The sequence below is a fragment of the Corynebacterium sp. HMSC071F07 genome (genome assembly GCF_001810285.1).
GTDB classification, from domain to species: Bacteria; Actinomycetota; Actinomycetes; order Mycobacteriales; family Mycobacteriaceae; genus Corynebacterium; species Corynebacterium simulans.
In genome coordinates, this window is the sequence record NZ_KV800714.1 from 101,586 (window position 1) to 123,895 (window position 22,310).

General features: G+C 58.1%; 21 protein-coding genes and 2 pseudogenes. 11 read left to right on the top strand and 12 right to left on the bottom strand.

The window, feature by feature from the left end; genetic code table 11:
• Positions 1-12: 12 nt before the first annotated feature.
• From HMPREF2724_RS08960 to HMPREF2724_RS08970, 3 genes and pseudogenes are all read right to left on the bottom strand, one after another.
• Complete coding sequence (locus tag HMPREF2724_RS08960) at positions 13-1,017, bottom strand: FecCD family ABC transporter permease (protein WP_070456028.1); 1,005 nt, start codon at positions 1,015-1,017, stop codon at positions 13-15.
• Positions 1,017-2,008, bottom strand: a pseudogene (locus HMPREF2724_RS08965) (FecCD family ABC transporter permease). Before HMPREF2724_RS08965 ends, HMPREF2724_RS08960 begins: the two are co-directional and overlap by 1 nt.
• Before the next feature lie 4 nt (positions 2,009-2,012).
• Complete coding sequence (locus HMPREF2724_RS08970; RefSeq protein WP_070588255.1) at positions 2,013-3,047, bottom strand: iron-siderophore ABC transporter substrate-binding protein; 1,035 nt, start codon at positions 3,045-3,047, stop codon at positions 2,013-2,015.
• Positions 3,048-3,450: 403 nt separating this feature from the next.
• Here HMPREF2724_RS08970 and HMPREF2724_RS08975 point away from each other — a divergent pair, with 403 nt between their 5' ends.
• From HMPREF2724_RS08975 to HMPREF2724_RS09000, 6 genes are all read left to right on the top strand, one after another.
• Positions 3,451-4,623, top strand: a complete 1,173-nt coding sequence (locus HMPREF2724_RS08975) for an MFS transporter (RefSeq protein ID WP_082778551.1) — start codon at positions 3,451-3,453, stop codon at positions 4,621-4,623.
• A gap of 102 nt (positions 4,624-4,725) precedes the next feature.
• On the top strand, positions 4,726-5,652 hold the full coding sequence (locus tag HMPREF2724_RS08980; RefSeq protein ID WP_061920713.1) for an exodeoxyribonuclease III: 927 nt from the start codon (positions 4,726-4,728) through the stop codon (positions 5,650-5,652).
• A gap of 55 nt (positions 5,653-5,707) precedes the next feature.
• Positions 5,708-5,899 carry a hypothetical protein gene (locus tag HMPREF2724_RS08985; protein ID WP_049147434.1) on the top strand — a complete coding sequence of 64 codons (192 nt, stop codon included), beginning with the start codon at positions 5,708-5,710 and terminating at the stop codon, positions 5,897-5,899.
• A gap of 98 nt (positions 5,900-5,997) precedes the next feature.
• Positions 5,998-7,017 (top strand): tryptophan--tRNA ligase, encoded by a 1,020-nt coding sequence (gene trpS / locus HMPREF2724_RS08990; RefSeq protein WP_070588257.1) that lies wholly within the window; start codon positions 5,998-6,000, stop codon positions 7,015-7,017.
• 95 nt (positions 7,018-7,112) lie between these two features.
• On the top strand, positions 7,113-8,195 hold the full coding sequence (locus tag HMPREF2724_RS08995; protein WP_061920839.1) for a YhjD/YihY/BrkB family envelope integrity protein: 1,083 nt from the start codon (positions 7,113-7,115) through the stop codon (positions 8,193-8,195).
• Positions 8,196-8,247: 52 nt separating this feature from the next.
• On the top strand, positions 8,248-9,084 hold the full coding sequence (locus tag HMPREF2724_RS09000; protein ID WP_061920717.1) for an RDD family protein: 837 nt from the start codon (positions 8,248-8,250) through the stop codon (positions 9,082-9,084).
• On the opposite strand, the gene HMPREF2724_RS09005 is transcribed toward HMPREF2724_RS09000, so the two are convergent.
• Entirely contained in the window at positions 9,053-10,339 is a 1,287-nt protein-coding gene (locus HMPREF2724_RS09005) for a D-alanyl-D-alanine carboxypeptidase family protein (RefSeq protein ID WP_061920841.1), read from the bottom strand. The two genes, HMPREF2724_RS09000 and HMPREF2724_RS09005, sit on opposite strands and share 32 nt — an antisense overlap.
• 40 nt (positions 10,340-10,379) lie before the next feature.
• Here HMPREF2724_RS09005 and HMPREF2724_RS09010 point away from each other — a divergent pair, with 40 nt between their 5' ends.
• On the top strand, positions 10,380-11,264 hold the full coding sequence (locus HMPREF2724_RS09010) for an amidohydrolase family protein (protein WP_235591001.1): 885 nt from the start codon (positions 10,380-10,382) through the stop codon (positions 11,262-11,264).
• Positions 11,265-11,363: 99 nt separating this feature from the next.
• Here the strand turns inward: HMPREF2724_RS09010 and HMPREF2724_RS09015 are convergent, their stop codons facing one another.
• From HMPREF2724_RS09015 to HMPREF2724_RS09025, 3 genes are all read right to left on the bottom strand, one after another.
• Positions 11,364-12,602 carry a hypothetical protein gene (locus HMPREF2724_RS09015; RefSeq protein WP_061920720.1) on the bottom strand — a complete coding sequence of 413 codons (1,239 nt, stop codon included), beginning with the start codon at positions 12,600-12,602 and terminating at the stop codon, positions 11,364-11,366.
• A 68-nt stretch (positions 12,603-12,670) separates the two neighbouring features.
• Positions 12,671-13,597: a C40 family peptidase gene (locus HMPREF2724_RS09020; protein ID WP_070588262.1), complete on the bottom strand. Its 927-nt coding sequence runs from the start codon at positions 13,595-13,597 to the stop codon at positions 12,671-12,673.
• Positions 13,594-13,872, bottom strand: a complete 279-nt coding sequence (locus tag HMPREF2724_RS09025; RefSeq protein WP_210386697.1) for a chemotaxis protein — start codon at positions 13,870-13,872, stop codon at positions 13,594-13,596. The genes HMPREF2724_RS09020 and HMPREF2724_RS09025 overlap by 4 nt, the downstream gene beginning before the upstream one ends.
• Positions 13,873-13,930: 58 nt before the next feature.
• Here HMPREF2724_RS09025 and upp point away from each other — a divergent pair, with 58 nt between their 5' ends.
• From upp to HMPREF2724_RS09045, 4 genes are all read left to right on the top strand, one after another.
• Entirely contained in the window at positions 13,931-14,566 is a 636-nt protein-coding gene (gene upp / locus HMPREF2724_RS09030; RefSeq protein WP_062035773.1) for a uracil phosphoribosyltransferase, read from the top strand.
• Positions 14,567-14,617: 51 nt separating this feature from the next.
• On the top strand, positions 14,618-14,941 hold the full coding sequence (locus HMPREF2724_RS09035) for a helix-turn-helix domain-containing protein (RefSeq protein WP_062035772.1): 324 nt from the start codon (positions 14,618-14,620) through the stop codon (positions 14,939-14,941).
• Positions 14,942-15,054: 113 nt separating this feature from the next.
• Positions 15,055-16,236, top strand: a complete 1,182-nt coding sequence (locus HMPREF2724_RS09040) for a M20 family metallopeptidase (RefSeq protein WP_070432700.1) — start codon at positions 15,055-15,057, stop codon at positions 16,234-16,236.
• 65 nt (positions 16,237-16,301) lie between these two features.
• The gene (locus tag HMPREF2724_RS09045) at positions 16,302-17,750 is read left to right on the top strand and encodes an NAD(P)H-quinone dehydrogenase (RefSeq protein ID WP_235591311.1); all 1,449 of its coding nucleotides are present in this window, start codon (positions 16,302-16,304) and stop codon (positions 17,748-17,750) included.
• Positions 17,751-17,818: 68 nt separating this feature from the next.
• Here HMPREF2724_RS09045 and HMPREF2724_RS09050 read toward each other — a convergent pair.
• From HMPREF2724_RS09050 to HMPREF2724_RS09070, 5 genes and pseudogenes are all read right to left on the bottom strand, one after another.
• A pseudogene (locus HMPREF2724_RS09050) lies at positions 17,819-18,199 on the bottom strand (DUF2083 domain-containing protein); the annotation flags it as partial.
• A 23-nt stretch (positions 18,200-18,222) separates the two neighbouring features.
• Positions 18,223-18,510, bottom strand: coding sequence for a GntR family transcriptional regulator (locus HMPREF2724_RS13260; RefSeq protein ID WP_246816220.1), 288 nt, complete (start codon positions 18,508-18,510; stop codon positions 18,223-18,225).
• A gap of 134 nt (positions 18,511-18,644) precedes the next feature.
• Positions 18,645-20,993 carry a hypothetical protein gene (locus HMPREF2724_RS09060; protein WP_141748366.1) on the bottom strand — a complete coding sequence of 783 codons (2,349 nt, stop codon included), beginning with the start codon at positions 20,991-20,993 and terminating at the stop codon, positions 18,645-18,647.
• 46 nt (positions 20,994-21,039) lie between these two features.
• Positions 21,040-21,735 carry an ABC transporter ATP-binding protein gene (locus HMPREF2724_RS09065; protein ID WP_070588270.1) on the bottom strand — a complete coding sequence of 232 codons (696 nt, stop codon included), beginning with the start codon at positions 21,733-21,735 and terminating at the stop codon, positions 21,040-21,042.
• Positions 21,736-21,805: 70 nt separating this feature from the next.
• On the bottom strand, positions 21,806-22,213 hold the full coding sequence (locus tag HMPREF2724_RS09070) for a peptidase inhibitor family I36 protein (RefSeq protein WP_158510261.1): 408 nt from the start codon (positions 22,211-22,213) through the stop codon (positions 21,806-21,808).
• Positions 22,214-22,310: the final 97 nt, after the last annotated feature.

Below are 22,310 nucleotides of genomic sequence, written 5' to 3' on the forward strand. Positions count from 1 at the left end.
GGCGACGGTGTCCTAACGGTTGGTACGGGTAAGCAAATAGATAAGGAAGGGAGCGCCGAGCGCACCGGTGACGACTCCGACCGGATAGCGGGTGCCGAAGAAGTATTGTCCGGCCATGTCCGCAGCAAGAACTAGGATGGCGCCGATGGCACCGGCGGGAGCGATCATCGAAGGTCCCTGACGGAAAAGCCGGGTGGCGATTGGCCCTGCCATAAATTCCACGAATGCAATGGGGCCTGTCGAAGCGGTGGCCACTGCGATGAGGATGACCGCACCGACAATTGCCGTAACGCGTACAGCGTTAAGGCGGAGGCCGAGTCCGACGGCGAGGTCGTCGCCAAGCCGTAGCACGTTGAGTTTGTGGCCGAGCATAACCATGACCGGCGCGATGACTACTACCGCCACGAGGAGGGGGAGGCCACGCTGCCAAGACATGGTGTTGAGTGAGCCCGTAATCCACCGTGTGGCCGTGGGCAGGTCATAAGACGGTGCTTTCGATAGCACGAAGTTCGTCCAGGCCTGCAAGATTGCGGACATACCGATGCCGATGAGAATCAGGCGGGTGCCAGTAAAACCTGACTTGAGCGACAACAAATAGATGGCTCCGGCAACAGCGAGGGAACACAGCAGCGACCAAATCGAGACTGTGGTTTGGGAAGCATTGAAAAAGACGATTGCCGTAATGCCTGCGGCTGAGGCGCCGGAGGAGATGCCGATGATATCCGGCGAGGCTAGCTGGTTGCGCAGCATGGTTTGGAAGGTCACACCGGCGATGCCGAAAGCGATTCCTGCAGCCACGGCCACGGTGGCCCGCGGCAGGCGTAGTTCGCCGACGGTAAAGGAAGCGCCGGGAACGGTCTCTCCGAGTAAGACCTGGAGGATCTTCTGGGGGCCGTAGAAGGTCTCGCCAAACATGAGTCTGGCGGCCCACAACACTACGATGAGAGCGATGAGCGCGCTAAGGCACCAGGCAAAAGAACGAGTGCGGGCACGGCGCTGCTGCTGGAGTGTTTGCATTAGAGATCACGCACCTTTGTGCGACGGACGATCCAAATAAACAATGGCGCTCCGATAAGCGGGGTGAGGATTCCGACGGCAATCTCGCTGGGGCGTGCGACGATGCGGCCCAAAGTATCGGCTGCGACGAGCAGGAAGGCGCCGGCGAGGCCGGTCATCGGCAGGAGAAGTCGATGGTCGGTTCCTAGGGCCATGCGCATCATGTGAGGGACGATAAGGCCCACAAAAGCGATGGGGCCGGCGAGCGCCGTGGCCGTGCCGCACAAGATGACTGCCCCGACAACGGAGATTAGGCGCGCACGCAGGACGTTGATGCCGAGGCCGGTGGCGACGTCGTCGCCAAGCGCAAGTGCGTTGAGCGCTGTCGAACAGGCCAACACGATGACAAGACCCAGCACTAGGAAAGGCAGGGCCATAGCGATATGCGGCCACTGGGCGCCGCCAACGGAGCCATTTGCCAGAAACGGAACTGGTCCATGACATCGGTGCGGGGCAAAAGCACGGCGCTGACCAAGCTCGAGCAGGCCGCGGCTGTAGCGGCGCCGGACAGCGCGAGCTTTAGGGGAGTAGCGCCTCCGTGGCCTAGGGAACCGACGAAATAAACAAACGCCGCGGCCGCGAAAGAACCGATGATGGACACAATCATCGTCGGAACAGGGCGCGAGAGTCCGAAGAACGCGATACCCACGACCACAGCGAGGGAAGCACCAGACAGGATGCCGAAGATGCCGGGGTCGGCGAGGGGATTGCGGGTCATGGCTTGCAACGTGGTGCCCGACATGGCGAGTGCAGCTCCGACGAATAGTGCCAAAACGGTGCGGGGCACGCGCAAGTAGGCGGCGGCCTCACTGGCGGTGGCAGTGGAACCGCTAAGCGCTGAGAGGGCGTCGGATAGGGAAATCGTGCGCACGCCAAACATGACCGAAGCCACCACTGTGGCAACAGTGGCGGCCAATAGTCCGATGCTGACGGCGGTCTTTTTAGCCGTCATGGAATTAGCCCTGCAAACCGGAGTTCAAGCGCTCGAAGTATTTATCGATACCCCATGGAATAGAAAGCGGAGATTGGTTAGCAGAAGCACCAAGTGGGCCGTTGTCGAGGAAAACAACGTGGCCAGCCTTGACGGCCGGAATCTTGCCCTTAAGTGGATCCTTTTGCATTTCCTCCAAAGCCTTCTTGTCATCCGCCGCGTTGCCGGAGGAGTAGGCCACGACGAGATCGACGTCGTTGAATTCTTCCGGCTTTTCGGCCGAGACCTCAACCCAGAACTGCTTCGCGCCCTTGGAGTTCTTCTCTACGATGTCCGGGGTTCCGAGACCGTGTTCAGCAAGGAAGCCCATGCGCGGATCCTCAGTGGTAAAGAAACCAATCTTGGAGGCGTCAGTGGTGCCGCCGAATGCGGTGAACAGGAGCTTCTTGTCCTTTAAGTCTGGATATTTGCTCAGGGCCTTTTCGGTTTGTTTATCGAGGTCGTCGACAAGCTTTTTGCCTTCGTCTTCCTTGCCGATGGCCTCAGCGTTCATCTCCACCATCTCTTCCATGGACGTAGCCCATGGAACATCGGGGTAGGCCACGACGGGAGCGATCTTGGACAGCGTGTCGTAGTCCTCTTGCGTCAAGCCAGAGTAGGAGGCCAGAATGACGTCCGGCTGGGGATCGGCGACCTGCTCGAAGGGGATGCCGTCGGTTTCATCGAAAAGCGTCGGGGTTTCAGCACCGAGCTCCTTTAGCTTTTCTTCGGTCCACGGCATGATGCCGTTGCCGTTGTCATCGCCCCAGGTGGACTTGGACATGCCCACTGGTGCAACGCCAAGGGCAAGGGGGACCTCGTGGTTGGCCCAGCCAACGGTGGCTACGCGCTCAGGCGCCTTCTCGATAGTGGTCTCACTGAAAGCGTGCTCGATGGTGACGGGGAAAGCGGCCGAGTTCGCGTTGTCTGCAGAGGAGACAGACTCGTTGCTGGTCGATTCTTCGGACGAGCAGGCGGTGACGCTGAATAGCGTGGCTGCCGCTGCGACGGAGGCGATGATGCTTTGTGCACGTACGAGGGGGAGATCTCCTTGCTTGGTGGATCAGCAGTGATTACTGGATAAGGTAATCCTGTTCTAACTCAGGCAAGCCTATTATGCAACGACTATGTTGCGCAATTTCTGCGGTGTGAGCTTTGGCACAAAAGTCCGACGGTGTGGGAATAACCCAGTTCAGTCTTTCCGACTTACGCACACTGTCTGCCCCGCGCTAAGGTCTCCGCACGTGAAACCTGTCTCTTCTCCCGCCGCGTCCGCCGATAGTTCGCGTCCCGACGCTTCGCGTCCCGACGCTTCGCGTGCCGATGCTTCGCCTGCCGATGCTTCGCGTGCCGATGCCTTGCTTGCCGACGCCGCACCCAAGCCCCGCGTCCCCCGCCAAACCGAGATTTCCAATGCCCGCCGTATGCTGGTTACCCTCGCCCTTGCGCTGGGTGCGTTTTCGATTGGCACCACCGAGTTCGTGTCGATGGGCTTGCTGCCGCTTATCGCAGGTGACTTCGGCATTACGGAGGACGCTGCCTCGACGCTGATTTCGGTCTACGCGCTCGGCGTTGTGGTCGGTGCGCCGGTGATTTCTGCGGTAACGGGCAAATTCCCGCGCCGTCGACTGATCATTTTGCTGATCGCATTTCTTCTGATTGGCAACCTACTGACGGCACTGGCGCCGAACCTGGCGACGTTACTTATTGCCCGTTTTATCGCAGGCTTGCCGCACGGCGCTTATTTCTCCGTGGCCAACCTCTCGGCTGCGGCGATGGCGCCGAAAGGCGCTCGCGGTAAGGCGATGGCCGCAATCGGCATGGGTTTGGCCGTTGCCACGGTCGTCGGCGTGCCAGCAGCCCAGGCGCTGGGCCAGAGCTTGGGTTGGCACGCGGCTTACTTCCTCGTCGTCCTGCTCGCGCTGGCGACGATGATTCTGCTGTTTTTCCTTTTCCCACACATGACCCAGATGCCTTCGACGGATATCTCCACTGAGCTGGGCGCTTTGAAGAACCTGCAGGTATGGCTTTCTGTCATCATGGGCATCGTCGGCTTCGGCGGCATGTTCGCCGTCTACACCTACATCACCTGGACGATGACCGAAGTTGCGGGAATGCCAGAGCACTGGACCTGGGCGGTGCTGATGATTTACGGCATCGGAATGACCATCGGCAACGCGGTTGGCGGCGCGCTTGCTGACCGCAACACCGAATACTCTATCGTCTTCGCCCTCCTCTGCTTGGTTGCGACCTCCCTTATCTTCTTCTTCGGCGCCCATAGTCTGTGGGTGGCCGCCACCGCGTTCGGTTTCCTAGCCTTCTTCGGCTCCGTCCTTATCCCATCGCTGCAGCTGCGCCTCATGATTGTTGCCGGCGATGCTCAGACCCTGGCTTCCGCGTTCAACCAGTCCGCGTTGAACATCGCGAACGCCTCGGGCGCGGCTTTGGGCGGACTCGTCGTCGGTGCGGGCTTTGACTACAACGCCACCTCGCTTGTCGGTGCGGTGCTCGCATCGGGCGGTATCGTCGTCTGGTTCATCACGCAGGTAACCGCCAAGCGAAGCGGTGTTTATAGCAAGATCATCGAACAAAGCTAGAGAGGCTATGAGCTCTCAGGCATCCACCGGCGCTGGCGGGCACGGCACTAGCCGCGGTGGCGGTTGCGGTTTGTCTGCTCGCGCGTAAGTAGACTGGCGCGCATGACTTTTACTATCGCAAGCGTTAACGTCAACGGAATTCGCGCCGCCTGCAGGCAGCGCAATGAAAACAACCCAGGCATGAATGCGTGGCTTGCTGAGACTGCGGCGGACGTTGTCCTCATGCAGGAAGTCCGCGCGAATCCGAAGGAGACGGAGAAGGCGCTTGCCCCAGCTTTGGAGGCCGGCTGGCACCTCGAGCAGGCAGAGGCTGCCGCTAAGGGGCGCGCGGGCGTGGGAATCTTGTCGCGCACGCCGCTTAGCGACGTCACCGTTGGCTTCGGTTCCTTCCTCGATGCCGGTCGCTTCATTGCGGCTACCGTTAAGGACCCAGAGGGCAAGGACGTTCGAGTGGCGTCGCTGTACCTGCCTTCGGGCGATACGGATTCGCCAAAGCTCGATGAAAAGTACCTTTTCCTCGACGAGTTCTCAGGCGTGTTGTCTGAGCTGGCAGAGGCTTACCCGCAGGCAGTTATCGGCGGTGACTGGAATATCTGCCATCGCGCGCAGGATCTGAAAAACAACAAGGCCAACGAGAAGAAGTCGGGCCACCTGCCGGAAGAGCGCGCTTTCATGGATCACGTCTTTGGCACCTTCCCGGACGACGCGCCGCAACCGAAGAAGGGGTTGGGCGATTACCTGGGCGTCGTGGAGTATGCGACCAAGACTGACTGGTCCACCCGCGTGCCGGGGGAGGAAGACGTCAAATGGTACGACGTTGCAAGGCGCTTGGCGCCAGAGGCTGATGGTCCATATACCTGGTGGACCTATCGCGGCCAGGCTTTTAATAATGACGCAGGCTGGCGCATCGATTATCAGGCGGCGACCAAGGACTTGCTCTCCCGTGTAGAAAAAAGCTGGGTGGAAAAAGCACCAAGCGTGGAGGAGCGGTGGTCCGATCATTCCCCTTTGCTGGTGCAGTATCGCTAAGCGGTGTTAAACTGGATCAGTCTTTAAACCCTTAAGTTCGTATACGGAGAACCTAATGACCCGCGCAATTATTTACTTCGTGCTCGGCGCCGTACTGCTCGGCCTGGGTATTTGGTGGTGGACCATCGTAGGTCCGTCCTTCGCCTTCCTGGCTCCTATTATCCTCCAGGGCGTCGGCGGCGCGTTCATGGTCGCTGGTTGGGCAGTTATGCTCGACGTTCATGCGCCAACCTCCCGCAAGCTTTAAAGCCTGCGCATCTTTGATGCCTCTTTCCTGCCTTTGGGGAAGGGGCATTTTTGATCTCTTGGGTGCGCGCTGCAGCTGCCGGGGTAGAGTGAATAACCATGAATGAGCAGAATCCATCCCGCGTACTGTCCGGTATCCAACCCACGGCTGATTCCTATCACCTGGGTAACTACTTGGGAGCGCTGAAGCAGTGGATCGATCTGCAAAACGGCTACGAGGCCTTCTACTTCATCCCTGATCTGCACGCGATTACCGTCGAGCAGAATCCGGAGGAGTTGCGCAACCGCACCGTCGCGGGTGCCGCACAGCTTATTGCGCTGGGCATTGACCCGGAAAAGTCCACGCTTTTTGTTCAGTCCCACGTTCCGGCACATACGGAGCTGACTTGGGTGCTGCAGTGCCTGACCGGTTTCGGCGAGGCCTCCCGCATGACCCAGTTCAAGGATAAGTCTGCAAAGCACGGCTCGGATCGCACAACGGTTGGCCTGTTTACTTACCCAATGCTGATGGCAGCCGATATCCTCCTGTACTCCCCGGACTACGTGCCGCTGGGCGAGGACCAGCGCCAGCACCTGGAGCTAACCCGCAACCTGGCGGAGCGCTTTAACAACAAATACGGCGAGGTTTTCCGCGTTCCGGAACCATTCATTCCGGAAGGCGCTGCGAAGATCTATGACCTGCAGGAGCCGACTTCGAAGATGTCGAAGTCGGGAGATAACCCAAAGGGCCTTATTAACCTGCTGGATCCGCCTAAGACTTCCGCGAAGCGCATCAAGTCTGCGGTCACCGATGACTTGGGCGTTGTGGCCTTCGACCGCGAAAAGCAGCCGGGCGTGTCTAATTTGCTGGTCATCCAGTCTGCGCTCACGGGCGAGAAGATTGATGCGCTGGTGGAGAAGTACGCCGATAAGGGCTATGGCCACCTCAAGGTGGATACCGCCGATGCGCTGGAGGCGTTTACTACTCCTTTGAAGTCGCGCTACGACGAGCTCATGGCGGACCGCGGCGAGCTGGAACGCCTGCTGGCTAAAGGCGCAGAGGCGGCTTCGGAGATTGCAGAACCGCTCGTGGAGAAGGTTTACGAGGCAGTCGGATTCCTCCCCCGACTGCGTAAGTAAAAGCCAGCAATTCTGCGCGGTGGTGGTATGACACGCTAACCTGGGTAGTCTGAACTTATATGTGAAAACTCATACGTGAAAAGGACATGTTGCCCGTGGCTACCACCACCCAAACAGACTCTTCCAAGACGGACGACTACGGCATCGAACGCGCCTACGCTGATGACCCAAGTCCGGTAGACAAGGTGCGGGATAAGTCGCCTTTCATCGACCACATCATGCGCATGCTGGGCCGCTACGGCGAAAACGGCGGCAACCAGTTCGCCGCCGGCATCACCTATTTCTCGGTGCTGGCAGTCTTCCCGCTATTCATGCTTACGGTGGCAGTTGCCGCAACGGTCTTGGCGAGCCGCCCTGACCTCATGCAGCAGGTCCAGGATTACATTTCCGACTCCGTATCCGGCGACCTTGGCGGCACCATCAACGAGGTCCTAGAAACCGCCATCGCCCAGCGCGGCGCGATGTACGGCATCGGTGGCCTTACCACTCTCTGGTCCGGCTTGGGCTGGATGAATAACCTGCGTATCGGCATTTCTGCGATGTGGGATAAGGATCCGAACGAAACCCAGGGCAACTTCTTTACCCAAAAGTTGAGCGACCTTCTGGGCCTAATCGGCCTGCTGGTGGCGCTCATCGTCGCCTTCGGCGTTACCGCCGCGGGCTCGTCCGGTCTTACTCAGAAAATCTTTGAAAAGGTCGGTATCGCCTCCTTCCCGGGCATGGACGCCGTGATCATCCTGGCCGGTATTGCCCTCGGCCTGCTGGCGAACTTCCTCGTGTTCTGGTGGATGATCGTCTTCCTTCCACGCACAGAGGTCCCTACCAAGTCCGGCCTGAAGGGCGCGGCAATCGGTGCGGTGGCATTCGAGGCCATCAAGCAGCTTTCCACCGTGATCATGTCTTCTGCCTCCGGCAACCCCGCGGGTGCGGTATTTGGTCCGGTCATCGTGCTTATGGTCATGATGTACCTGGTTTGGCGCGTCGTACTTTATGTCTCCGCGTGGACCGCCACTACAGAAGAATCCATGGAGTTGGCGGAGCCACCAGTGCCGGAGCCTGCCGTGATCCGCGTGCGCAACGAGGTCAAGAGCGGACCGTCGACTAGCGTGACCCTCGGCGCAGGTGCGGCGATGGGTGCTGTGGTTGCCGGCATCGCGGCACTGCTACGTCGAAAGTAACATTCCCCCGTCCCCGACACCATAATTTAGGCTCTGATTTAGACTACTTATTATGACTCCAGAATCCTTCGCGCCGAACCTGTACGAGCACTTTTCTCTCGACCATCGCAGCACTTCCCGAGAGCTGGGAATCTTGCTTGCTGCCAAGGATGCGCGTCTGGAGCAGATGGGCTTCGAGCTTGGCGACGACCGCCGGCAAGAAGCACAGATTGCCCACACAATCTTGTCTAACCCGGAAAACCGCGCCACCTACGATCAGGGCCTGGAGGATAGTTTCCAGCCCACCTGGGCGCAGCTGAGTGAGCTTGCGGCTTACGGAGAGTGGCCGGCGCAAATGCAGCGCCCACAGCAGCCTTATGGTTTCGCTCCAACTGCGCAGGCCCAGGCTTCGCCCTTCGATCCTTTCGCGCCGCAGAATAAGGCGGCCGCTCCGGCACCGTTTAGCCCGTATCAGCCAGCGCAAGTTAACGCCGAGCGCCCGTTGGGCAGCACCCGTGCGCTGATGGCTATTGCGGACCTCGTCCTATGCGGCATGGTTTCTGCTCCGATTGCGGCAATAAGTGCGGGGGCCTCGGAGCTGTCAATGTCTCTTATCTTCGGGCTGTGCACGATTTTGTACTGCGTAGGCTTCGAAGTTTCATGGGGCGCAACGCCGGTAAAGAAGCTGTTGGGCTACGAAGTCCGTGACCGGACTTCGGGTGACAAGCTCAGCGTTGTCCAGTCTTTGAAACGGCAGTGGTGGCGCGTTGTCACCCTCGTTCCAGGTTTGGGTGGGGCAGTCAGCTTCTTCGCCGCGATTTTCTACGCCACCACTATCAATCAGGAAAATGGTTTACTCGGTGCGCACGATAACCTCGCTAATGCCGAAGTAGTGAAAAAGCAGCGATAACGATAACCAGCAAGGCCACTGCTGCAGCGATGGCCCAGCCGGCCCAGCCCTCGATTTTCTCGAGGGCTGATTTTTTAGTTTCGGGGGCCTGCTGCGTGGTCTGCGGTGCGGGGCGAGGAGTTTCTTTCTGCGGGGCGTCGCCAAGCTTGCCGACGCCCGAGCCAGCCGGGACTTTATACGCGGCGTCGAGAAGCATCTGCGCCTGCTGCCACGCGCGGAAGCCGTGCTCGACGGTGGTATCTAAGATGACGGCCTGCAGGCGGCGGCCATTGCGGTCGAGTGCGCCAACGAAAGTGTGGTGGGCGTCTTCGGTGTAGCCGGTCTTACCGCCGATTCCGTTGGGATCGTTTAAATAAAGGCCGTTGTCGTTCCATAACTCGTAGCCGGGCAGCTCGCCCCAGCCGGGAAATTTGACGTGTTCGGTATCGACGATGCGGGCGAAAGTCTTATTTTGGAATGCCGCGCGGTAGATGATGGAGATGTCTTCCGCGGAGGTGGACATGCCGGCTGAATCGAGGCCCGAGTAGCTTGCCGCGTGGGTGGAGCGGGTGCCGAGCTTCTTCGCGAGCGCGTTGACTTTGCGTAGGGCCTTCTCATCGCCGCCAACTTGGCCGGCGAGGGCGTGGGCGGCGTCATTGCCGGAGGCCATCAACAGGCCCTCGAGGAGTTGTTCAACGGTGTATTCGCCGTCGGGGCCGATACCTACGGCGGAGCCTTCGACGGATGCATCTTCCATGGTGGCTTTGACTTTTTTGTCGAGGGGGACTTCCTCGATGACCACAAGTGCTAGAAGGGCCTTGATGATAGAAGCCGGCCGGTAGCGGCCGTGCGGGTCTTTCATGGCGATGATCTCGCCGGTGTCTAAGTCGCTGACCATCCAAGCGGAGGCGACGACGTCCTTATTGAGATCGAATCTTGGGGCGGCGGTGACACCACAGCGCTGCGTGGATTTGACAGGCGGCAGGGGAGTTGGGGTGGGCTGGCCCGGCGCGAGACGCTCCGAGGTGGAGACAGGCTCTCCGGGGCTAAGCGAGTGGGGGCAGTTATCGGTGTTCGGCGCTTCGGTCCGGATGGCCGAGGATTCGGCGTCCGTGCTCATTTCTGCGGCGTCTGCGTTGGTCTCGGCGCCTTCAACGTTTGGCTCAGCGTTGGAGTCAGGTTCGGACTCTGCGGGTGCAAAGTCTTGGGCCGAGGCAAGCGGAGCACTAGCGACGAGGCAGGCGGAAGCGAGGAAGGTAGCGATAACGTTTTTCATGGCATGGAACATCTTAGGCACAGTGCCTAGGATGTGTCTTATGCATGACGCACCATTAATTAGCCCAGAAAATAAAGATTCCGCGCCGGAGCTTATCGCTCGTCTTCCCAAGGTCGAATTGGATGCGGTTTTCGCGCCGGAATCTTTGCCCGCAGATAACGCCGCCTTAACCGCGGCGATGCGCGAATATGTTCAGGAATTGGCCGCGGCGAACGTGGTGTATGCAGAGATTCGTTTCGACCCACAGGCATTTGCTTTTGGTGCGGAAGCCGCTCTCGAAGCAGCGACAGCCGGCCTCGACGTTGCCGGAATTGATGCGCGTTTGTTGCTGACCAACGCCCCGCAGTCCGCTAGCGCCCGTTTGGGCTCGCAGGTCGTCGGTTTTGTGCTGGAAGGCGAGAGTGATCCGCAGGTTGTTGCGGATCTGCGCGCGAATTTCGTGCCTTTCGTTGTTGATGTCCGCGGCCTCGAATTCGGGGCGGTTGCTGCTGCTGTGCAGGCCGGTGCCACTCGTTTGGCGCATGCGACCCAGCTGCCGGATGATTTCTCCGCCGATCTCGAGGGCATCCAGCCAGGAACGGTCTCGAGTTGGATTCGGGATCGCCATCTGGCAGCTACCTTTGAGCCGCTGTCTTTTGAGGAATTCAGCGACCATCCGCTGCCGCTGCTACAGCAGCTGGGCTTTACCTGTGCCGTAACCGCCGGTTCGGGCAATCTCAATGAGGTGTTCCTGGCTTTAACCGAGCACTTTGGCTACGGGTTGGAGGAGTTTTTCGATTTGAGCGTGAAGGCGCTGGAGAACTCGTTTAGCACTGAGGAGGAGCGTCAGCACTTGCTGGAGACTGTCATCCTTCCCGCATACGAGGAGCTTTCTGACCCTGAGCTTGCAGGACCAGACACCGAAGAGTCCGTCGCCGCGGAATAGTTCCCCGGAGCAGCCGGCGAAGTAATGCCAGCACAAGCAAAAGACCCTGCATCGTAAAAGACCCTGCATCTTGCGATGCAGGGTCTTTTCACGTTGAGGCTAGAAGCGGGAGAAACGCTTGATGAGCATTTCCTCTAGGCCCTTCCATGCCTCTGCGTGGTGGTTATAAGGCTTCGAGGGGACGTAGCCTGCGTGCTCGGTGGAGCCCAGCATGTAGCCCAAGTAATCCTGGAAACGTGGGTTTTCGAGCATGTAGGAGTTAATAGAGTCGTCGCCAGCCCAGTCTGCGGCATCTGCGCAAACCTCGTAGCAGCGGCCCATCTGGTCTTGGTCGACTGCCTCGGGGCCCTTCTCGATATCGCGGGTAAGCCCGTTGAAGGTGTACTGATTATCCGGGTGAACGCTAAGCTCCAGCTCGCCAGCGTTGGCCGCGGAGACGAGTTCCTCCCAGGTGGAAACGCGGGCAAGATCATGCTCGTCGTTTTCCATAATCCAGCGAACGAGAGTCTTCGGGGAGTTGAAGGTGAAGATTTCGCCCCACTTGCCCAAGAACACGGGTTTGCCGTCTAGGTAGGTGCGCAGCGTATAAACCGACTTCATGTCTGCGGTGATTTTGACCGGATCGATGCCCGCCGCAGCCCATGGGGAGTTGTCATACGGGTCCGCTGCCGCCGCCGCAGCTTTGCGTGCCTCTGCCTTTTCCTTTCGTTCCTTCTCGGCCGCCGCGGTTGCGGTTGCGATGCGCTCTTCGGCTGAAGCGACTTGCGCCGAGTCTAACTCGGAAGAATCTACTACCTTGACGTTGGAATCGAGGTCCTCGATTACTTCCTTCCAGTTAGCAAGGATTACGCGGCCTACACCAGACCATTCGCTCATGCCTTGCTCGCCCGCGTAGTGGTCTGCACCGCGCGGGACGTTGCGCAGGATGGAGTGGGAGGCGAAGAAAATTACGGTGTGCTCGGCGCCGGCTACGTTAGCGAGAGACTCGGCTACCTCTAGGCAGCGAGCAACCGCGCTAACGTTTTCGTGGCTGGGGCGGCCGGCTAGGTGCGCCGGCATTCCGATGAGATCGAAGACTTCCTTCTTTGCTGGGCTGACGCGGTCTTCGGCACGCGCAGCGAACTCGGACCACTGTGGATGGTCGAGGAGATCATGGTGCTTTCCGGACTCCAGGTAGCACAGCATCTCTGCTTCGGAGTTGAACACGAGGACTGATTCCGCATCCCCCAAAAATGCCTGCCACTCGGAGCCATTCTGGCGCCACTTTGGCGCCCACAGGGTGTAGAAATCGCCCGCGGTCAAGGAGAGCTGGACTGGAACAATTGCGCGTGTGCTCATGGGCAAACAGTCTACCCAAACATTTTAGATTCGCCGTATTCGCATATCCCGAGTCCAGCGAGATACTTTTAGCCGGTGGGCCGCCAAAAGCCCTTGAAGGCCATACCCATATTGCTGGTGCGTAACGGACTCGTCTCCACCGGGCTGCCGGCTTCAATCATCTCACCGCTGCCTTTGTACATCGCGACGTGCCCGTCCCAAACCACGAGGTCTCCCGGCTGGAGCTCATTTGCGCTAACCTGCTTGCCCACGGTCTGTGCTTCCGCCGTGCGTGGAATCTCCACGCCTGCCTGGCGCCACGCCCATTGGGTAAGACCGGAGCAATCGAAGCCGCCGTTACCCGTACCGCCCCAAACATAAGGCGTACCGAGCTTGCTCATCGCCGCAGCGACTGCGGCCTTGCCCTGTGAGCTGCCCTCACCTGCGCTGGAAGAACCCGCCGCAACGGTAGAAGAAAGCCCAGCGACCGGTTTAACCTCGCTTGGTTTCTCACCATTTCCCAGCGCTATCTGCGGCTCGGCAGGCTCAGAGCTGCGGCCAATGACAGTCTTTTCCACCGCGCGCCGGGCAATGGGCAATAGCGGCTGAGCCGCCGCCAACAGTTCGCTCAAAAGCTGTTTTAAGCGCGCAAAAGCCTGTGCCAGATGGGACGCGATCAAACCTTGTATGTGCGCCCGAGCTGCCGCATTGATTGCCGGGTTCGGAACGAGCATGCCCAAAGCCACAGGGGCGGCCTTGGTCAACAGCGAGATTCCAATACCAATGAGGTCGCGGCCTGCAGCTTTAATCAGTTGTTGCGCCTGGGATACCGCGTTTTCGATGGTGGTGCGGTCTTTTTTAAGGACATTCGCGGCGTCGAGAAGCTTGGAAGGGTCACCGTGTGCAATCTCTGCCAGCGCCGGGACAGTCTCTAAATCCGGGACCTTTGGCAGGTCTACCGCCGGTAGCGCAGGAGGAGCCATTTGCGAAATCTGCTTTACCGCTGCCTCAATCATGAAAGAACACCTCCCAGATGAGCGGCGGCCGCAGAATCAGCGGCGTCCGCCTCCTCTGCCATGGCTACCGACGCCGCGGCTACCTCTTCCATATCCGCGCGCAGAGATTCTGTGCGGGAGTTGAGGTTGGCAACGGCGTCACAAAGATGAGCACCAAATGCAGAAAGTGAACCGTCAGGTATATGCGGAAGTGGAGGAGTGGTCTCTTGCGTGGCGGCAAAAAGTTCGCGGGCTAGATGTCGGGTGAGCTCGGTATCAATCGTGAAAGTCGTCATGGTCATTTGGACTGCCCCAAAACCCAAACGGTTCCCAAAAGTTCTAAAGTGGGAAACCATGGACATCCACGTAGTAGATCACCCGCTTGCTGCTTCCCGCCTGACCATCATGCGCGATGCCCGCAGTGATAACTCCGCATTCCGCGCCGCCCTCAAAGACCTCGGAACCATGCTTGTTTACGAGGCCGCCCGCGAACTCGACGTCGAGCACTTCGATTGCGAGACCCCCGTGGCAACAGCCGAAGGCAGCCGCCTGCTCGACCCGCCAATCATCGTTCCGATTATCCGCGCGGGACTGGGCATGATTGACCCAGCTCTCGCCATGATCCCAGATGCGCAGGTGGGCTTCATCGGCATGGCCCGCAACGAAGAGACCCACGAGCCGGTCCCTTACCTAGAGGCACTGCCAGAGGATCTTTCCGGCCGCACCGTCTTCGTGGTGGATCCAATGCTGGCCACCGGCGGTTCCTTGTTGTATTCCCTAAAGCTGCTGGCAGACCGCGGAGCCACCGACATCACCGCAATCTGCATGGTTTCCGCGCAGGAAGGCGTCGATGCGCTGGCCAATTCTGGCCTGCCTGTGCGTCTGGTTACCGCCGCGATTGACCCGCACCTGAATGAAGAAGCCTACATCGTTCCTGGTTTGGGCGACGCCGGTGACCGCCTCTACGGCCCGCGCAACATCGATTTCTAATCTGCGCTAGGCTAGCGGCCACGAACTACTTATGGGGGAAAGGAAAGATTCGTGGCCAACAAAACGTGGGCGTTAGTAGGGCATGACTTTGCGGCGCGGCTACGGGGGATTCGTGCACGGCGTCGCATGTCCCAACAGGCTTTGGCGGAAATCTCGGGGGTCTCGCGCAGCCAAATCTCAAACTTGGAGCGTACGGATAAGGCACTGCCGCTGCGTGCGGATCCGCAGCTTTCAACGATGTTTAAGTTGGCATTCGCGCTAGAGGTGCCACCCTCTGCGTTGCTGCCCGATGCGGAGCACATGCTTGACGAAGTCACCCCGTTTGCGCCCGAGTATATCGACCGGCGTCGCTTCGCAGCGGCCGCAGAATTTTAAAGAAGAAAAACTGCACCACTTGGTATATTCCGACGCTGAGCTGCGTGACTACCTGAACCGCTTTGTCTAGTTGTAGACTTTGAGGTCAGTAGAAAAATTTTGGGAGGTGCCGAGTGATTTCCACATTCGTGAATGAGTGGTTCGACAATCATCGCGCGGAAGTAATTGCATGGCGCCGCCATATTCATCGGCACCCGGAAACGTCCAACAATGAAGTTGAGACCACCAACTTCATCGCCCGTAGGCTCGAAGAGTATGGGTTAAATCCGCAGCGTTTCCCGCAGACTGGCCTGATGGTTGATATCGGCCCTGATACCGAGCAGGGCCGTTTGGCCTTTCGCGCCGACATCGATGCACTTCCGGTTACCGAGGTCACGGGGTTGGAATACACCTCCGAAAACCCCGGCGCCATGCACGCCTGCGGCCACGACGTGCACACCACCATCGCTTTGGGGCTTGCGTGCGCTCTGGCGGATTTCGAGCGCGCGCATTCCTTGCCGTTGGGTGTACGCGTTATCTTCCAGCCAGCGGAGGAAGTATGGGTCGGCGGCGCCACGGATGTGATCGAGTGGGGCGCTCTTGAAGGGGTTAACTCCATCTTCGCGGTACACGTGGAGCCGAAGCTGCGCGTGGGCCGAATTGGCGTGCGTGCCGGGGCGATTACCTCTGCAACCGACGTCGTCGAGCTTGAGATCAAAGGCCCAGGAGGTCATACCTCCCGCCCGCACCTTTCTGCAGACGTCGTCTACGCTTTGGGCAAGGCCATCACGGAGCTGCCGGCCCTGCTGTCGCGCCGGGTGGATCCGCGGACGGGAACGGTCTTGGTCTTCGGACAGGTCAATTCCGGCTATGCGCCGAACGCAATGCCGGAGTCTGGCAGGCTAACGGGAACGATGCGCACCGCGGACATCGGTATCTGGCGCGGCATGCAAGCGCTATTTTCGGAGCTCGTGGAGCAGGTATTGGCGCCGGTTGGGGTGGAACACGAGCTCACGTATCACCGCGGCGTTCCGCCCGTGCTTAACGACGACGTCTCTACCGCACTGCTAGCATCTGCCGCACAGGCCATCGACCCGCAGGCCGTCGTTCAGGCCCCGCAATCCTCCGGCGGCGAGGACTTCTCTTGGTACTTAGAACACGTGCCGGGCTCCATGGCGCGTCTGGGCTGCTGGTCTGGCGAGGGCGAGCAGCACGATCTACACATGGGGGATCTCAATGTCGACGAGCGCTGCATCGGTGTAGGCGTGAAACTTTTCGGCTCCGTGGTGGAGCAATTTACCAAGGTGCAGGAATAGGGGAGCAACCATTACACTGTCTTAAGGATTAGGTCCTTAAACACTCTATAAAGGAGCATTAGACAGTGACGAAGGAAACGCTAGACGCTGCAATCGAGGATGCCCCGCGCATCGTTATCATCGGTGGCGGCCCAGCAGGCTACGAGGCGGCCATTGCCGGAGCCAAGTACGGCGCACAGATTACCCTGGTTGAAGAGCAGGGCCCCGGCGGTTCTTCCGTCTTGCTGGACTGCGTTCCTTCCAAGTCCTTCATTGCTGGTGCAAACCTGCGCACCGACTTTCGTCGCGCTGAAGCCATGGGGCTCAACGAGCAGCTCGGCTCAATGCAGCTGAAGCTGCAGGCCCTGAACGAACGCGTGCAGGCGCTGGCCGGCAAGCAGTCGGCAGACGTTCGTGCAGGCCTGGAGAAGATCGGCGTCAACGTTATTGACGGCCGCGCGAGCTTCAGCGAGGACCAGCATGGGGTGCAGGGCGCGGCGCACAAGGTCGACGTCGTCAAGCGCGAAGGCGAAACTGAAACCCTCGAGGCAGACCTCGTGCTCGTGGCTACCGGTGCCACCCCGCGCATCCTGCCGGGCGCGCAGCCAGACGGCGAGCGCATCCTGACCTGGCAGCAGGTCTATGACTTGAAGGAAGATCCGGAGCACCTCATCGTGGTCGGTTCTGGCGTGACCGGTGCGGAGTTCGTTTCTGCTTTTGCAGAGATGGGCGTCAAGGTAACCATGGTGGCTTCCCGTGACCGTATTCTGCCGCATGATGACGCCGACGCAGCCGACGTCCTCGAGACCGTTCTGGCTGAGCGCGGTGTTGAGCTGGAGAAGAACTGCCGCGTTGAGACCGTTACCCGTACTGAAGACGGCAATGTTGTGGTCAAGACGCAGGACGGCCGCGAGATTCATGGCTCGCACGTCATCATGTCCATCGGCTCCATCCCGAATACCCAGGAACTTGGCCTTGAGCACGTTGGTGTGGCTACTCAGAAGTCGGGCCACATCAAGGTCGACCGCGTTTCTCGCACCAACGTCGCGGGCATCTACGCAGCCGGTGACTGCTCCGACCTGTTCCCGCTGGCTTCCGTGGCCGCTATGCAAGGCCGCATCGCGATGTACCACGCACTTGGTGAAGGCGTTTCGCCGTTGCGTTTGAAGACTGTCGCCACGGCCGTCTTCACGCGCCCGGAGATCGCAGCCGTGGGCTTCACCCAGGCAGAAATCGAGGCCGGCGAGGTTTCCGCGCGCACCATTACGATGCCGCTGAACACCAACCCGCGCGCGAAGATGCGCTCGCTGAACCACGGTTTCGTGAAGCTGTTCTGCCGTGCTACCTCCGGCCGCGTTATCGGCGGCGTCGTCGTTGCACCGACCGCTTCCGAGCTCATCCTGCCAATTGCTGTGGCAGTGACCAACCAGCTGACCGTTAACCAGCTGGCTGATTCCTTCGCGGTCTACCCGTCGCTGTCCGGCACCATCACTGAGGCGGCACGCCGTCTCGTGGCTCACGATGACCTGGAGTAAGCGATCTTTCCTTTCTTTTGCGCCCGCCTTTAGCAACCAGCCTAGGGTGGGCGCTTTTGCATGCGTTGTTAAAAGGTGGAGTAGGAATGCTCGGCGGTGCGATTGAGTGAAACCTGGATGGGACGATCTGCTTGTGGAAGGGCACGCTGGGGACAATGTTCGCGCGGGCAAGCGGTACAACCAGGGCCGATAGGGGTGGCGGCGGATAAGTCTAGATTAAGAGCATCGGCGTAGACAATGCGGTCGGCCTCAGAGATATCGCAGCCTAAGCCCACGGCGAATTCCTTGCGAGGGGTTCCCCAAGATTTTGCGGTTCCTTGCACAAAGCGACCTATCCACAGGTAGGAATGGCCATCCGGCATGGCGGCTACCTGGCGGGTGATGCGGTTGGGCGTTTCAAAGGCGCGGTGGACTACCCACAGCGGGCAAGAACCACCCGAGCGGGCGAAGACCAAACCATCAAAGAGGCAGCCTAATGAACCGACATCAACCCCGGACCGGACCCTAGCACCACCCCTGACACTGTCCTCGATTCAGAAAGCACAGATACACCACTTCCGCGGACTTGACCCCGCTTTTCTAGCAGGCCTTCCGCGAAGAGGACGGTAAGTGCCTTGGCGGAGGTGGTCGGGTTGACGGAATGGAACGCGGAAAGCTCGTTGGTGCTGGGGGCGTGTTCGCCTTCTGGCAGCTCGCCGCTGATAATAATGTCTCTGATTCCTCCTGTCAGCTGCTGATAAATAGGCCGGGTGTCACTCATTACGCAGACCTCTGTGAAAGTGGCATAGAGATTCCCTTTCTGGTTTATGGGTTTACTACCTATGTGGGTAACCACATAACGGAAGGTGCCCACGGTCAACGGTAGATGTGACTGCGGGCTGAGTGAATCGGCAATTAGCGCTGGTTAAGACGGTTTCGTTGAGCGAATGTTCCGATGACAGTGCCAAGTAGAACTGCGATTATGGTTAATCCCATTGCTGTCCAATCGATGGCGAATAGAAAGCCGTCGCCAAGTAGAAAGCTAAATCCTGCTAAAGGAGCGAGACCGCTAAAGGTTCCGATTACTAGGGAGCTAAAACAGATAAAGCTTATGGCCCACGAAAGAGATTTGATGCTCCAATCACGGCTAAGCCCTAGATGGAAAAAGGCGGTATGTAACGCTTTCATACTGCTACTCAGTCCGCGTGAAACCACCAAGGCTATGGCAATAGCGGAAAGTAGAGCTGCCGTAAGGCTGATGTAGAACGATAAGGGGGTCTCGGTTTCGTAACCTTTGGAAAGCTGGATGTCTTCGGGCGGTATGCCAAGTTCGTTTGCGACTTTTGGCACACGTTCTGCCTTTTGGGCGGATAATCCGTCGAATACCCAGAGGGGTGAATTAGTAGGAAGCCCAAGCTGCTGAGCCGTAGCTTCTAAAACGACACCTCCAACTTGTCTGCCCCAGTAATGTCCAAAAGAACTCTCTTGGGCATCGAGGATGTGCGACTTTCCGCTTGAATCAGTGATCTGTGTGTGGGAGGCGTCGACAAGCTTTTCGTCGCGTACGAGAACGCCGCCGCGTTCAAGAGTTTTCCTTTCGTCAGAAGTTAGTCTTTCGTCGGTAAGCTTTTCCCAACTATCGATATCGTGAACGGATAGAACGCCAAAAGCTCCTGAGATATTGGGATCCATCGGTAGTCCTGCGGAAAGTCGCTGCACGGAAATAGGCTCGGGCAGGTCACCTTGGGCGACTAAAGAATTCTGTGCAGTTCCATTTACGGAGTCCGTCTCAGCTGGCAGAGTTAAGATTGCCTGGTCAGGTGGGACAATTGGTGCATAGGATTCAGCTTCCGAAGCGGTCATGCTAGCGGCCAGACTGCTGCTAAAAATGGCTATCCCAACCGTGCTGGATAATAAGCCCAGCCCAATAAGCGGAAGAAAACGGTGTGAACTCAAAAACCGCCGAGCAAGACGACTCGGTGACGTGGGGGCATTGCTTTTAATCGAAATAGTCAAAAGGAGCGCCACCGCAAAAGCGAGCGCCAACGTGGGGATCGGGGCTAGGGTTGTGAAAATTTCCGGACCGACTACCCCTGCGAATAGCACGGTTGCTAGTGCTATGCCGCACAAAGTGGGGATGATCCCAGCCGACGCTCTTTTCCATTTCGAGGAAAGCTTATGTTCAGCAGCGTGAGTTTTATGAAATCGTACTGGAAGCACGGTTGTCAGCGCGCTAAAAATTGGCGGAAGTACTGCGGAGACGAGCAGCAAGCAACACCACTTCCAGGGGAGTGCGAAATCTCGCCCGGGTACGGATCCCAGCTTTGCTAGTTGGTTCCTAAAGAGGTGGGGAATGAGTGCGCCGGTGACAATAGCGCAGGTTGAAATGGATAGAACTAGGAAAAGAAGACGGAGGTGAAAGATACTCCACAACTTCTTTCTGGCAATTCCGAGTTGATGTAGTGAAGTAGCTGGAGTTTTGAGTGCGCGGCGTTGAGTAGTCGTTAAGAAAGCGGAGAAGAACAGCGGCAAGACAAACGCAAACGCACCGAAGAAAAACGAGTATTCATCAAGGAGGCTTTTGGGAGGTTGTTCTTCCAGCGATTGCTTAGAGAGGTATGACAGTTTCACTGCCTCTTTGGCACTGAGCTCGGCATTATCACTGTGTGCAATGCGGTTCATTGTCTTTTCCAGTTCGCTCAGGTTCGAGGACTGGTTATCCAAAAGCATTGGGCGTGCTCCAACGCTTGATGGAGATACAGGTGAAGTAGTGAGATCCCAGGTACCTGGGGCCGCATAAACAGCGCTTGCCTTCGGCATAAACTCATTTGTGACGGTGCCGACCACGTTTACCTTGAGGTTGCTGCTAAAGGCACTGACCTCTGTTTCCTCGGAAATGCCGCTAGGCGTGGTTGCAACTATTTCCCCGGGTGAAGTTGGCCACCGCCCTGATTTCAAGGTTAAGCCGTAGCTGGAACCGTGGCTTTCCCAATCACCTTCTGCGTATGTCATCCTGCGACCGGGGTCAGCGTCCGTGTAGAAATCCTGCGATATAAGTTCACGAGAGAACCGTTCGGGATCTTCCGGTGAGGATAGGCAATCGTCGATTTTGTCGCCTAGAGCAAGTGAACAGGGTGCGTCTGCTCTCTGCTGGTTATCGCCTAGATTGGATGCGACGTGTTGCTCGACGGACATTGTCATAAGCATTGAGCTTGTGGCCGTTGCAGCAAGGAGAAGAATACTGAGCGCGGCTAGTGCGTACATAAGGCGCACTTTGGGTTGCTGCTTGGTGATTTTAAACAGAAGTTGACTAACCAAGTGACTTCTCCGCTTCTTGGTCGTTGTGCAGTAGGCCGTCGATCAGGGTGAAAGATCGCGTGCAATACTCCAGTACGATCGGATCATGGGAAGCGGTAATGATGGTCGTTCCTTCGCTAGCGAGTTTTTGGAACAATGCGAATACGCTTCGCGAGTTTTGCTCATCCAGGGCAGCAGAAGGCTCGTCTGCCAATAGGACGGACCGTTTCCCGCTCAATGCACGGGCAATACCCACTCGCTGGCATTGCCCGCGGGACAATTCGTCGGGGTATCGAGTTTCTAACCCCTCGAGTCCTCCCTGTTTTAGGAGGGATTCGGCCGCCGTTCGAGCTTCTGTAGCCTCGTATCCTGCCGCTGAGAGGACGAGTTGTACATTTTCTGCCGCGGTTAGCTCGGGAATGATGAGATCGGATTGGTGGACAACGCCAACAACCTCCCTGCGTAGTCGAAGCAAGTCCTTTTCGGACGCGGTGTCTACCCTGATTCCGTCAACCGTGATGGAGCCCGAGTTGACGGATATTAGTCCGGACAGGGCGTCCAAAAAGGTTGTTTTTCCTGAACCGCTTTTTCCGGAGATGGCAATGAATTCTCCAGCTTCTGCTTCTAAAGAAACTCCTTTGAGTGCGTGAGTAGCTTTAGGGCCGGAGCCGAGCGTTTTATGAACTTGGTGAATGCGAATATGGGTCATTTAATTCTGAAGTATTGAAGCTGGGAAGAAAGGTGAATTTCGTCCTTCTTCCCAGCTAACGATTGATTACTTAGCAGCCCCGATTGGTGCGCCAGGAGGTGAGGGTGTCGTTGTCCCACCAGCCCACATAATTGTTATTGGAAAATGGGGTCATGGTGTGGCACTTGCCGCCGCCATTGGCGTGCTGATACCAAGCGGCATGGCCTCCGGTGTTATTGATCCACGATGACGTCTTGTCATTAGCGTTGCGCGAAACATTCATAATTCCGATTCCTGGGCCACGGGATCCCAGGAACCCTCCGAAGTTCGCTTCATTGAAAATGCATACAAGGCCTCCGCCGCATTCACTTGCCGAGGCGTTGGCTGTCGGTACAGCGATACCACTTAGTGCCGCGATAATAGCGCTAGCTGTAGCGAGTTTTTTATTCTCATTTTCTCTCCTTGTTAGAGACTGGTGGAATGTGCGCTGAGTGCGCACTAAGAAAATAACTCTCTGAATATAAATAGGAATTAATTAAAAGGAAACTTTCATGTAGAGAAGGTGAATTCTTCGTAAACCTAAGGTGGGGCCCGCT

What these genes read in the sequence shown, in the direction of transcription:
- HMPREF2724_RS13260 (WP_246816220.1), bottom strand. Translation starts at nt 18,510, where the DNA reads ATGAGTGACACCCGGCCTATTTATCAGCAGCTGACAGGAGGAATCAGA.
- HMPREF2724_RS09015 (WP_061920720.1), bottom strand. Translation starts at nt 12,602, where the DNA reads ATGAGCACACGCGCAATTGTTCCAGTCCAGCTCTCCTTGACCGCGGGC.
- upp (WP_062035773.1), top strand. Translation starts at nt 13,931, where the DNA reads ATGGACATCCACGTAGTAGATCACCCGCTTGCTGCTTCCCGCCTGACC.
- HMPREF2724_RS09010 (WP_235591001.1), top strand. Translation starts at nt 10,380, where the DNA reads ATGCATGACGCACCATTAATTAGCCCAGAAAATAAAGATTCCGCGCCG.
- HMPREF2724_RS09005 (WP_061920841.1), bottom strand. Translation starts at nt 10,339, where the DNA reads ATGAAAAACGTTATCGCTACCTTCCTCGCTTCCGCCTGCCTCGTCGCT.
- HMPREF2724_RS09065 (WP_070588270.1), bottom strand. Translation starts at nt 21,735, where the DNA reads ATGACCCATATTCGCATTCACCAAGTTCATAAAACGCTCGGCTCCGGC.
- HMPREF2724_RS08960 (WP_070456028.1), bottom strand. Translation starts at nt 1,017, where the DNA reads ATGCAAACACTCCAGCAGCAGCGCCGTGCCCGCACTCGTTCTTTTGCC.
- HMPREF2724_RS08980 (WP_061920713.1), top strand. Translation starts at nt 4,726, where the DNA reads ATGACTTTTACTATCGCAAGCGTTAACGTCAACGGAATTCGCGCCGCC.
- HMPREF2724_RS09025 (WP_210386697.1), bottom strand. Translation starts at nt 13,872, where the DNA reads ATGACGACTTTCACGATTGATACCGAGCTCACCCGACATCTAGCCCGC.
- trpS (WP_070588257.1), top strand. Translation starts at nt 5,998, where the DNA reads ATGAATGAGCAGAATCCATCCCGCGTACTGTCCGGTATCCAACCCACG.
- HMPREF2724_RS08975 (WP_082778551.1), top strand. Translation starts at nt 3,451, where the DNA reads ATGCTGGTTACCCTCGCCCTTGCGCTGGGTGCGTTTTCGATTGGCACC.
- HMPREF2724_RS09000 (WP_061920717.1), top strand. Translation starts at nt 8,248, where the DNA reads ATGACTCCAGAATCCTTCGCGCCGAACCTGTACGAGCACTTTTCTCTC.
- HMPREF2724_RS09020 (WP_070588262.1), bottom strand. Translation starts at nt 13,597, where the DNA reads ATGATTGAGGCAGCGGTAAAGCAGATTTCGCAAATGGCTCCTCCTGCG.
- HMPREF2724_RS09060 (WP_141748366.1), bottom strand. Translation starts at nt 20,993, where the DNA reads ATGTACGCACTAGCCGCGCTCAGTATTCTTCTCCTTGCTGCAACGGCC.
- HMPREF2724_RS08985 (WP_049147434.1), top strand. Translation starts at nt 5,708, where the DNA reads ATGACCCGCGCAATTATTTACTTCGTGCTCGGCGCCGTACTGCTCGGC.